The organism is Deltaproteobacteria bacterium, assembly GCA_016874755.1.
GTDB lineage: Bacteria > Desulfobacterota > Binatia > UBA9968 > UBA9968 > DP-20.
On record VGTH01000003.1, the window covers coordinates 59,685 to 71,443 of the forward strand.

11 protein-coding genes are annotated in these 11,759 nt (G+C 57.7%); 5 read left to right on the top strand and 6 right to left on the bottom strand.

The features are described from left to right. The first annotated feature begins 48 nt into the window (after positions 1–48). From FJ145_02585 to FJ145_02605, 5 genes are all read left to right on the top strand, one after another. On the top strand, positions 49–879 hold the full coding sequence (locus FJ145_02585; protein MBM4260306.1) for a tetratricopeptide repeat protein: 831 nt from the start codon (positions 49–51) through the stop codon (positions 877–879). Between the two features lie 596 nt (positions 880–1,475). Then, complete coding sequence (locus FJ145_02590; GenBank protein MBM4260307.1) at positions 1,476–2,474, top strand: LLM class flavin-dependent oxidoreductase; 999 nt, start codon at positions 1,476–1,478, stop codon at positions 2,472–2,474. A 98-nt stretch (positions 2,475–2,572) separates the two neighbouring features. Then, positions 2,573–3,346, top strand: a complete 774-nt coding sequence (locus tag FJ145_02595; GenBank protein MBM4260308.1) for a VOC family protein — start codon at positions 2,573–2,575, stop codon at positions 3,344–3,346. Positions 3,347–3,374: 28 nt separating this feature from the next. Then, a complete protein-coding gene (locus tag FJ145_02600) occupies positions 3,375–3,686 on the top strand; it encodes a hypothetical protein (protein MBM4260309.1) in 312 nt (103 codons plus the stop codon). A 13-nt stretch (positions 3,687–3,699) separates the two neighbouring features. Then, complete coding sequence (locus tag FJ145_02605; protein MBM4260310.1) at positions 3,700–4,398, top strand: class II aldolase/adducin family protein; 699 nt, start codon at positions 3,700–3,702, stop codon at positions 4,396–4,398. A 26-nt stretch (positions 4,399–4,424) separates the two neighbouring features. Here the strand turns inward: FJ145_02605 and FJ145_02610 are convergent, their stop codons facing one another. The 6 genes from FJ145_02610 to FJ145_02635 all read right to left on the bottom strand — a co-directional run bounded on the left by FJ145_02610 (position 4,425) and on the right by FJ145_02635 (position 11,748). Further along, on the bottom strand, positions 4,425–5,612 hold the full coding sequence (locus FJ145_02610) for a M20/M25/M40 family metallo-hydrolase (GenBank protein MBM4260311.1): 1,188 nt from the start codon (positions 5,610–5,612) through the stop codon (positions 4,425–4,427). 52 nt (positions 5,613–5,664) lie between these two features. Then, the gene (locus FJ145_02615) at positions 5,665–7,380 is read right to left on the bottom strand and encodes an iron ABC transporter permease (protein ID MBM4260312.1); all 1,716 of its coding nucleotides are present in this window, start codon (positions 7,378–7,380) and stop codon (positions 5,665–5,667) included. 112 nt (positions 7,381–7,492) lie between these two features. Next, a complete protein-coding gene (locus tag FJ145_02620) occupies positions 7,493–8,515 on the bottom strand; it encodes an extracellular solute-binding protein (protein ID MBM4260313.1) in 1,023 nt (340 codons plus the stop codon). 78 nt (positions 8,516–8,593) lie between these two features. After that, positions 8,594–9,601 carry an extracellular solute-binding protein gene (locus FJ145_02625; protein ID MBM4260314.1) on the bottom strand — a complete coding sequence of 336 codons (1,008 nt, stop codon included), beginning with the start codon at positions 9,599–9,601 and terminating at the stop codon, positions 8,594–8,596. 54 nt (positions 9,602–9,655) lie between these two features. After that, entirely contained in the window at positions 9,656–10,639 is a 984-nt protein-coding gene (locus FJ145_02630; protein ID MBM4260315.1) for an LLM class flavin-dependent oxidoreductase, read from the bottom strand. Positions 10,640–10,641: 2 nt separating this feature from the next. Continuing rightward, entirely contained in the window at positions 10,642–11,748 is a 1,107-nt protein-coding gene (locus FJ145_02635; protein MBM4260316.1) for an NADP transhydrogenase subunit alpha, read from the bottom strand. Between the last annotated feature and the right edge of the window lie 11 nt (positions 11,749–11,759).

The following is an 11,759-nucleotide window of genomic DNA, read 5'->3' on the forward strand; positions in this document are numbered from 1 at the left end:
TGTCACAAGAGTCCGCGGGCTCGTTGACAACAGCGGCGGGAGAGGACTTTGGGGCGCAGAATTCTATTGATCGACGATGACGACGGCGTCAGCCAGATTTTCACAACCATTGCCGCACACTTGGGCTACGAGTGCAGCCATGCCTGGGACGGCCGTGAAGGCGTCGACCTAGCGATCGCTGTCCAACCGGATATCATCTTCATGGATCTCATGATGCCGGTAATGGACGGCATTGCCGCAACTCTTCGCATTAAAGAGTTACCGTTTATCGCTCACATTCCAATCGTTGTGTTTACCGCCGCACTGGGTGATGCGCGCATCATGGACGCGCTGAATGCCGGCGCGGACGACGTGCTGATCAAACCCGTGAGTATGGCTCAGCTTCAAACAACCGTCCGTAAGCACATGGGGAATCTCGCGATTTTCCACATCAATCGCGGTCTGGACGCTCAGCGGCGCGGCGATCTTGGCGGCGCGACAGCAAGCTACGACGAAGCGATTCGGGTCAATCCCGATGAAGCAATGGCGTTCAATAATCGCGCTAGCGTCCGTCGCGAGAAAGGCGATCTCGACGGTGCCCTCGCGGACTACAATGAAGCAATTCGCCTGAGGCCCGATTACGCCATGGCTTTCAACAATCGCGGGGTAACGCGAGCAGCCCAAGGCGATCTCGATGGCGCCATCGCCGACTACACGGAGGCGCTTCGGCTGCGACCGGATGATGTCTTGGCGCTAAACAACCGCGGCACGGCACGCCGCTACAAAGGCGATATCAACAGCGCGTTGGATGATTACGCGGAAGCGCTGCGTCTCAAGCCAGATTTAGCTGAGGCGCGGAACAATCGCAGTGCGGCTCGCCAAAGCGAGCCAAAGAAGTAGTTCTCGATCAATTGCGCCGGATCTTGAGACGCCATCAAGCTCCCTTTTGGACCAAAAGTTCGCGGATTATCATTTTAGAGAGGCACCGGCCCAACAAAGCGCAACACACCACTTGCAACACGCTTGACTGTCGGGTGTACGACTAGAACAAATTAACGTCCGCCCAAGCGGTAGCGACATCGGAAACAGATCACACCATGAGCCAGAGCAACAGTACTTCACTCCAAACCGCTATCCTTTCAACCGTAGAGGCGATTCAAGAATTCATGGATTCGCGCGTTGGCCAACGGACCGGGCCCATTTTGTTGATTCTCACGATAGTCACGGCCATCGTCGCGGTGCTCACCGTGCGCGACCTGAGGTCAAGCGCGATCGCTCGGGAGGATGCCGAGTTGGCAACCGCCTCGGACGTTCATGCAAACAACAAATAGCCAGCCACAAAACCGATTTCAGTGAACCAGCAAAGCTTCCAGCGATTAAATAAGCGCACCCTGCGTCGACGCGGTAACTAACCTAGCACCCGTTGTTCCTTCGCATCCCAAAACTTGCTGTGCTATAAAATCGCTTGTCGAAGCGACATCGAGAAGAGGATCTGTATGGCTTCCTTTGGGCTGACATTGGCGAACCGCGGCGTGATCATCGGCGCCGTCACGGTCCCCGAACTGTTTGACATGGCCAAGCGCGGCGAAGACTCCGGCGCGTTTTCAGCCGTGTGGGTGGGCGACAGCCTGCTTGCCAAACCGCGGCTTGAATCGATCGCGCTGCTTTCAGCGCTCGCCGCGGTGACTAAGAAAGTGCAGCTTGCCGTTGGCTGCATGGCAACTTTTCCGCATCGCCATCCGGCGCTACTGGCGCAGCAGTGGGCCAGCCTCGATGTGATTTCCGGCGGCCGCTCCTGGTTAGCCGTTTGCCTCGGCGGCCCCAACGAACAAAGCCCGGCGCAGGCGCTGGAACACAAAGTCATGGGTATCAAAGACACCGAGCGCGTCGCCCGGCTCGAAGAAGGCATCACGATTCTGCGCAAGCTCTTCCACGAAGAGAAGACATCGTACAAGGGCAAGTTTTATGAATTCGAAGGCGTAACGATTCAACCGCGGCCGGTGCAGAACCCGCTGCCGATCTGGATCGCCAGCAACCCCACGGGCCTCACTTGGAAAGACGGCGCCAGCGCGCCATCGCCGGCCGTCGAAAAAGGGCTGCGCCGCGTGGCGAGATTCGCCGACGGTTGGATGACCAACAAAGTGACGCCGGAGGAATTCAAATCGCAGTGGACGCGCATTCAAGCCATGGCCAAGGAGGAAGGCCGCGACCCGGCCAAGATCGGCACCTCGCTCTACCACAACATCAACATTAAAGAAGACCGCAAGGTCGCCTTGGACGAGAGCAAAGCTTTTCTCGACAAATACTATACTTCCAATTTCAGCATGAAGTTCGTCGAAGGCTTCACCACGGCGGGCACGCCGAAGCAGTGCATCGAAGAGCTCAAAGCCTACTTTGCCGCCGGCATCGAGCATATTACGCTGCGCATGACGTCGTGGGATCAGACCGGCCAACTGAAACGTTTTCTCGAAGAAGTGGCGCCGGCATTCGTTTAAGAAGGGGGAGTGGATAGAGTGATGGAATACTGGAGTAATGGGTTCAAGAATTTGTCCCAACACTCCAATGCTCCAGCACTCCATCATTCTAAACATTCGTGATTCTCGGCATCGATCATCTGGTCATCGTCGTCAAAGACCTCGCCCAAGCGACCAATGACTTCAAGCAGTTGGGCTTCACCGTGGTGCCGGGCGGCCAGCACCCAGTGGGCAGTCATAACTCGCTGATCTCGTTTGCCGACGGTTCCTATCTCGAGATCATCGCTTTTTATCGCGAAGCGGTCGACCATCGCTGGTGGGACCCGTTGGAAAAGGGCGAGCGCCTAGTCGACTATTGCCTACAGACCGACGACCTGCGCCGCGATACCACCACGCTGCGCCAAGCCGGCGTCGCCATCAACGACCCGGTGCCGTGGTCGCGCAAACGGCCCGATGGATTCGAATTGAAATGGCTCCTCTCCCTGGCAACCGGCAGTCATCGGGGGGTGGCGCCGTTTCTGATCGAAGACGTGACACCGCGCAACGAGCGCATTCCGCAAGAGTTCAATCACAAAAATGGCGCCGCCGGCATCGGCACGCTGACCGTCGCCGTCGGCGAGTTGTCCAAGGTCGAGCAGTGGTATCATACGCTCTTAGGCTTCGACGGCGTGCCCTTCGACGACGACATGCTCGGCGCCAAAGGGGTACAGTTCACGGTCGGCACGCATCATCTTGAATTTGTCATGCCCGTGGACCCGGCAAGTCCGTTGGTGCATTGGATGCGGGAGTATGGGCCGTCGCCCTACTCCGCCACGTTTCTAAGCGATGGCTCTCAAGCCGGCCTGTTCGATCTTGCGCTGACCCACGGCGCAAATCTGAGTTTTGGAACCTGAGTCGAAAGTTGTAGCTGCGGAGGAGAAGATGAGACGATTTTTGTTGAAGTGCGGTTCTGGGCTGGTGGCATTGCTGCTCGCGCTGGGATTGAGCGCCGGCGGCGGCATGGCTGTAACCAAGCGGCAGATGAAAGCGGAGATTCAATCCTTTCACGCATTCTTGCGCGATCATCCGAGAGTGTCGACCGAGCTTCAGGCCAATCCCCGCCTGGCGGGCAATCGCAAATATCTCGACAAACACGAAGACTTGAAGAAATTTTTGAGGCGCCATCCGGCGGTGCAACACGAAGTGATCAACCACCCGCGCAACGTCTTCGGCAGCAACAAGCGCCGCCGGTGAGATATCTTAAGCGATGGCTATGACCGTCAAAGAAAAACTCGCGCTCGCCTGCCGTATCCTGGCCATGCAAGGCCACAACGACATGATCTACGGTCATGCCTCGGCGCTCACCGACAAGCCTAACGAATATTGGATCAAGGGCTCCGGTATCGGCCTGGAAGAATGCACCGAAGAAGATCTCGTGCTGATCGACTACGACGGCAAGACCCTGGCCGGCAAGCGCAAGCGCCACAACGAGTTTCCCATTCACAGCGAAATCTACCGCGCTAATCCGCAAGTTCGCTGCGTGATCCACACCCATCCGACCTATTCGACGTTGATCGCGTCGTCGGAAATGACGCTGTTGCCGATTACCAATTTAAGCTGTGCCTTCTACCCGCCGCCGATTCAAAAATACGAAGAGTCTTCGGACCTGATCGTCAGCGAAGACCAAGGCAAAGCGGTGGCAAAACTGCTCGGCCAGCACAACATCGTTCTTTTGCGCAATCACGGCATCGTCATCGGTGGCCCGTCGGTGGAAGAGGCCTGCATCTACGGCGTGTTGCTCGAACATAGCGCACAGACGCAAGTAAAAGCGGCGTCGATGGGCGGCTTTACCTGGGCGACAGACGCCGATGCCCTGCTCAAGCGCAAACGGGTTTTTCGCCCCGATGCGATGTTTAATTTGTGGGAATACTATTTGAGAATGCTGCGCAAGCACGAAGCGCGATAACTTCTGCGCTCTCTCGGCTTAGCCGTTTATCTGTGCAGCGCCATAAACGCGAACACCTTCGCCGCATCGAAGACTTTATTCATTGAGACCAGATCGTGGTCGGTGTGCTGAAAGCGGATGTCGCGCGCGCCGTAGTTGATCGCCTGAATTCCCCTAAAATTAAATAGCCCGGTATCGTTGGCCGCGGTCGAAAAACTCATCTGCGGCTGTTGCCCGAGCATGGTCCGTATCCCCTGCTCTAGCGCCTGCACGACTTCGGCGTCTTTGCTGACTTCGCTGGGGTACATGAAATCGCGCGGCTGGACTTTAATCTCATAGGGCTCGATCTGGCCGATGGCATCGACCATTTGCTGAATCGCTTTTTTCGGATCGTCGCCGGGCAGCAGCCGGCGATCGAACATGATGCGGCACTCGCTTTGAATCGTGTGGGTCGCTTTCGGGAAGCTTTCGATGGCGTTGGTGGTGAGACTGACTTTGCCGAGATCGGCATGGGCCTTGGTTTCCGGAAAGGGCATCAACGGTTTCAGCTTCTCTAACACTTTCATCGCCCCTTCGATGGCATTGACGCCTTCCCAGGGCCGGCTGCTATGTGCTTGTTTGCCTTTAACGACCACCAACACATCGACGCGCCCTTTGTTGCCCAGCTGAATCTCCGGCGGGCCGTCGATGATGCACCAGTCGGCTTCGACGTTGCCGTGATCGAGCACATAGGCGAGCGAATCGTGCTTGCCGGTCTCCCCCGCCGTGCTGACGACGAAATACAGATCGCTCGGCAGTTCGGCTTTGACTGAGCCGATCATTTTGATCGCCGCCATCATCGCCGCGAGACTGCCTTTCTGCTCGCAGGTGCCGCGGCCCCAGACGCATTCGCCGTCCAACTTGTACGGCGCGCCATCGACAATCTCGCCGGAATAGGGATTTTTCATCGTGCTCGGTGCCGCGTTCATGGCGTAGCCAACGAGCATCAAGCGGTCGCGCTTCTCGCGTCCTTTGAGATGCAAAACTAAATTGCCCATCGCGTCGACGGCCGGATGAAAACCCGACTGTTCCAACTCGGGCTTGACCAGATCGCGAATCAACGCCAACACCTGCGGCTCGGCTTCGAGCAGCGCAGTCTGCGGGCTGGCGAATTGCGCCAACCTGACGAGTATCCGCTTCACCTCATCGTAAGAAAGGTTCAGATCTATTAATTTCTTGACTGTTGCCGCTTCCATAACTCAAGCCTCGAAACTCTTCTGACTGTTGCCTGTTGCCCCTTGCCTGTCTCTAGTGTCCGCCAAATTCATCGACTTTGCCAATCTTGCGCGCTGCCAAAATCAGCGCAATGCAAACCAAGCTCACCAAAAGCGCCAGCGCGCACATCGGCCCCAGGTTGCCGTCGACGTAGAAGTGATAGAGCAAAGGTCCCAACGGCTCGGCGCCCGGCGAGTAGAGAAATATCGAGGTGCTAAACTCGCGCAGGTAGATGGTCGCCAGCAATATCCAACCGGCGATAAACCCCGGCCGCAGGAGCGGCAGCAAAATCCGCCGGAACGTAGTCATGAAGTTGGCCCCGCAGGCGTTTGAGGCTTCTTGCAAGTCGTTGTGAATCTGCACCGTCGTGCTCGTCATCGTGCGCAGGCCATAGGGAAGAAAGCGTGTGATGTAGCCGATCAACAGAATCCAGATGGTGCCGTAGATCGGCAGCGGCACATAGACGTAGGTCCAAAGCAGGCCGATCGCCAGCGCTGTGCCGGGAAATGCCCATGGTATGAAGGTCAGCGCTTCGATCAGGCCGCGGGCGGCGGACCGAGACTTGGTCGTAATCCAAGCCGTCAACGACGCCAGCAACATGCATAGGGTCGCTCCAACAATCGCCAGAAACAGGCTGTTCTGCAGTGCGCGATAGGTGCGGCCATCGCCCAGGTTGGCGCGATAATGGTCCAGGGTCAAAAGCTCCAGTGTCTTGGCGCCCGGCACATGGAGATAGCTGACAAACGACGCGTAGATCAAAACCAAGAACGGCAAGACAACGATCAGGACCAGAATGATCCCCGCCACCGCGCTGGCCGCGTAGCGCCACGGGCCAAGATCGATGATACTCGGCCGATAACCCCGCCCCGTCACCGTGACATAGCGCTCCGAACGCTTGGTCATCTGCCGATAGATAAAGACAAACGCCATGGTGATGAGCAACAGCGACACACCGTAGGTGGCGGCGAGATTTTGGTTCGGCGGAAAAGCGCCGACCGCTTCGCGGTAGATCTTGGTGGTAAACACTTCGATGCGCGCCGGCAAGGCGATGATCGCCGGCGTGTCGAAGCTTTCGATGGCGCGCACGAAGTTCAACGTCGCCGAGGCCAGCAAGGCCGGACGGACGATCGGCAGGGTAATCCGCCAAGCAACTTGAAAGTTGCTTGAGCCGGCGGTGCGCGCCGACTCCTCCAGCGATGGGTCCATGGAGTAGAGCGAGGCAGAAACCATCAGAAACGCCAGCGGCGTGGTGATCAACGCCTCGACGTAAATCATGCCCCACATCGAATAGACGTCGAGCGGCGCTGCGCTCAGATTGAATACCTCCATCAAGAAACGGTTGATCAGCCCGGTGCGCGGACTCAGGAGAATCGTCCAAGACACCGCCAGCATCACCGGCGGGAAAATATTCGGCACGATCGCCGTCAGCTCGAAGAGTTTTCTAAACGGCGCATTGGTGCGGATCGAGATCCATGCCAAGGTCGCAGCCAGCGCGGTCGCCAACAGCGCCGAGCCGGCGGCAAAAATGAAAGAATTCCATAGGAGCCGATAGGTGAGCGGGTCCGTGTAGGCACTAATGTAGTGTGCCAGCGTAAACTCGCCGGCCACGCCGAGGGGCTTGCTGCGAAAGCTGCCGTAAAACAGCATCAGCGTGGGCGACAAACTCAAGTAGGCGATGATCACGCCGACGACGACCACCACCGCCAATAGCGGGTCGCGTTTAAACGCACCGAAAACCCGAGTCATCACGGCTCCGTGCTCCTGTTCTTCAGCAATGTTTCACCCGCCACAAATGCGCCGAGGGCTAGCCATTGGCCAGCCCTCTTTGCACGCGCGCCCTTGCTGGAGAAATCACAAACCGCTACTTGGCGAAGAAGATCTCGCGGAAGGTCACCGTCTGCAGCTTCTTAAACTCATCGGCCGTCGGGTTGTCCATCACAATGATATTGGGCTGGACTTTATCGGCATCCTTGATCGGCGGCAGCACACCGGGGGCGAAAACGAATTCGCCGTCCTCAGCGATGTGCTTTTGCCCTTCCACCGAAGTCGCGTACTCAGCGTAGAGGCGCGCCGCATTGGGATGATTGGCCTTGGCGCCAATGCTGATGTAGTTCGGATCGGCAAGATGCTTATCCATCAGCACATAGTGCACCGGTCCTTTGTACTGTTTAACGTACTTGACGTAGGTGATACCGAGATGGGCTTCGCCCTGAATGACCTTGTTGGTGACCGGCGCCAGCGATTCGACGAAGATCGGCTTTTGCTTGGCTAGGGCTTTGACGTAGTCGAGCCATTTGTCTTTCTTGAAAGTATCGAGATTCCAAAGAAACTGCGCCGTGGTGGTGTGGCGCGTCGGATCGGGCATGCAAATCTTGCCCATCCATTTGGGATGCAGCAGGTCGTCCCAGGTCTTTGGCAGATCCGCGGGCTTCACCAACTCGGTATTGTAGAGGATGCTGATCGGCAGCACGCGCCAGGGCGTGATCAGGCCATCTTTCTCGCGCACGGCGGCAGGGAATTTCTCCGACGACGGCGGGATATTTTTAGCGAACAATCCTTCGGATTTCATGATCAATTGCACGCCGCGGTTGGCTTCGACCACGTCGAAACCTGGCCGGCCGGCGCGCCACTCGGCCAGCGCCCGCTCGGAAACCTTGGTGGAGTCGCCGCGCCAGTACTCGACATCGATGCCGTACTTGGCCTTGAAGCCCTTGTGCAGATCGTCCATCGCCTGGGGCACCACCGAGCCATAGACGATGACTTTACCCTCTTTTTTTGCGGCATCGATGTTGACCGCCTGGGCGAACAACGGCGCCGCGGGCGCGATCAACATGGCCACGGCGAGCGCCAGGACTATCCAACCAACCCGCAATCTTTCTTTCACAATACTCCTCCTTAACGACCTGCTGGTAAAAAAGCTATAGAAAGCCCAACCGGTCAAGTCAAGATGCTTTTTACAATACTATTTGGCGACAAAAAGCTGGCGGAAGTCGCTCTGCAACTTTTGCAACTGCTCTGCCGAAGGGTCTTCGAGCAAGCGAATGTTGGCCATGATGCGATCGGCGCCCGCGATATTGGGGTAGACACCGGGAGCCAGAACAAACTCGTGGGTCTCGGCAACCTTCTTCTGCCCTTCCGCCGAACAGAGATAGTCCATCAAGAAGCGCGCGGCATTGGGGTTGGCCGCCTTGGCACTGAGGGCACTATCGCTCGGGTCGGCTAAGATTTGGTTGATTGGCGCAAAGCCAATCGGCCCTTTGGTTTGCGGCACGTACTGTATGTAGCTGATCCCGAGTGCGGCTTCGCCGCGGACAACTTGATTCGGCACGCTCGAATAGGACTCAACGAGCAGCGGCTTCTGCTTTGCCAAAGCGCGCACAAAATCCATCCATTTGTCACCCTTGAATTGCGACATGTTCCACAAATAAGTCGCCGTGCTCGCGTGGCGCGACGGGTCGGGCATGGAAATCTTACCCTGCCATTTGGGATCCAACAGATCGTCGAGCGACTTCGGCACGTCGGCGGCTTTCACTAGCTCAGTGTTGTAAAGAATCCCCACCGGCGTAACGCGCCACGCCGTCAGCTGGCCGTCTTTATCTTTGAACTTGGCGGGAAACTTCTCCGCGCTCGCGGGAATAAACTTGGCATAAACTCCATCGGCCTTACCCAGTGACAACGGCCCACGCGCGCCGATGACCATGTCAAAGCCCGGCTTGCCAGCGCGCCACTCGCTGAGAACCCGATCAATGACCTTGGTGGCATCGCCGCGCCAGTATTCGATGTTGACGCCGTACTTGGCTTCGAAGCCGGCCGCGATCAGCTTCATCACCTGCGGCACGATGGTGCCGTAGACAAAGACTTTGCCTTCTTTTTTGGCGGCGTCGAGGCTGACTTGCTGGGCTCCAACAGACTGAAGCGACAAAAGTGACACCGCAACCGCAACCCCAAAAGTCAGCTTATGATTCACCATAGACTCCCCCTATAAATTTTTGCGTGTTTTGCGTTTTTTGCGGCCATTCTTCACTTATGACACCAGTTCCCGCGCCATGCGCACCACTTGCTTGCGCGCCTCCTGCGTCCCCGTCGGCAGTAGCACCGGCAGATCGAGGCCGCCTTTGACGAAGGACTCCAACTGCGACCGACATTCCGCCGGCGTGCCGGCGATCGCATGGGCAAAGACAATCTCGTCGGTGATGAACTTTTTTGCCGCCTCCCAGTCGCGCTTCCCCACCGCCGCCGCCAGCGCCGGCTGGTCGATCTGGTTGCCGCCGAGGCGAATATTTTGCAAATGATGCACGTTGCGAAAAATATAGGCGAGAAACATCTTGCTCGCCTCGATGGCTTCGCGCTGGTTGTCGCTCACCGACGCCGTGACGAAGCCGGCGACGTCGACATCTTCCAACGACTTGCCGGCTTTCTTCGCGCCCTTGTCAATTTCACCCGCGCAATTCTTGATATAACCCGGAGCACAGCCGGCCGAGAGCAGCACGCCGTCGCCGATCTCGCCGCCCAGACGCAGCATCAAGGGCCGCACCGCGGTCAGATACATCTTGATCGGCGCCGCCGGAAAGAAGCCCATCTTGGCGCCGTTGATCTTGAACGTCTCGCCCTGAAAGTTGACGGTTTCGCCCTTTAAATAGCGGCGCAGAATATCGACATACTCGCGCATGGTCTTCAACGGATGGGGCGACTCCATGCCGGCTTCCTTGAGGGCCGCGGCGTTGCCAGTGCCGGGGCTGCCAATGACGCGACCGGGGGCGAACTCGTCCATGGTCGCAATCGACATCGCGGTGATAATCGGATTACGCGAGTAAGGACTAGCCGGGGCGGCGGCGACTTTGATCTTCTTGGTCGATGCCAAGAGCGCCATGGCCGTGGTCAGCGAGTCGCGGAAGCACAGGTGATCCGACATCCAGATCGACTCCATGCCGACGTCGTCGCCGAGCTTGGCGAGCTCGATCATTTCTTGAATCGAATAGAACCCGTCAAAACACAGACCCACTCGCATGATTAGAAACCCTCCCGCATGACCTTGCCCAAATCGCGCGGCCGCACGGTCGAGAGACCCATTTTCTTGAGCGTCAACCCCTCGCTGCGATAGTCGATGCCGTGCATCACCGACGCCAGCGTAATCAAAGCGTCGATCAACGGCGTTTTGACGCCGAGCGACCGGCCGATCTCAGCCATGGGCACCAATCCGTAGCCGACGTCTTCCTTGATGTAGCGATGGTCCAGCGACGGCGGCGCTTTGATCGTGCGGTTGGGCTCGCTCTCGTGAATCGCCCGGTAGACCGAACCGCTGGCGCGCGCCTCTTCGGTGGTCAGCCCAGACTGAAAGAAGATATCGACGAAGCGCACGGGGTCGAGCACCAGCCGTTTGACGATGTCCAAACGCTCTTGGTCGATTTTCTCAATCCAGGCGGCGACTGCCGGCGTGATTCCGTCACGGTAGTAGAGAAAATCGCCCTTGGTTTTCTCAATCCAGCCGGCGTTACCGAGCATGCCGGCGGGATGCATGATCGCATTGATATTAGCGAAGCCCGTCTCCAGGACGTCCTGAGCCCGGACAATGTTCGGATAAATTTCCTGGATTTCCGGCATGAGCGAGAACCCATCCGAGCCCGGAAACGCAGCACAGCGCAAATGGGTCGTGCGCCGGTAAATCTCCACCCGCGCCGGCCGCGGCATGCGGCAAATGTAGGTCAGCGTCACGGTCTCGCAAAGTTTAACCTTAGCTCGCAGGCCGCTGTGACGCAGGGTGTTGGCAAAATGCAGCGAGCCGCCGGTGTGGCCCGGGTTGAGCATGATCCGCTGGCCATCTTGCAGATAGCGCGCTAACCCGTTGGCGAGATACTCGTGCGCCACTGCCGGCGCACAAACAATGATCAGATCGACGCCGTCAATCACCGGCGGCAGATGCGGGCTGACGAAAAACGGCGAAGCGAATTTTTCTTCGCCGTTCTCCACCAACGTGATGCCGTCTTTCTTGCGGATTGGGTTGAGAGTTTCTTCCGTGCGCGAAAACAACCGCACTTCATAGCCGCGCAGCGTCAAATCGGCGGCAGCAGCGCAACCGCCGTTGCCCGCGCCCAATACTGCAATTTTCTTGATCGCCATGGATGAAATCG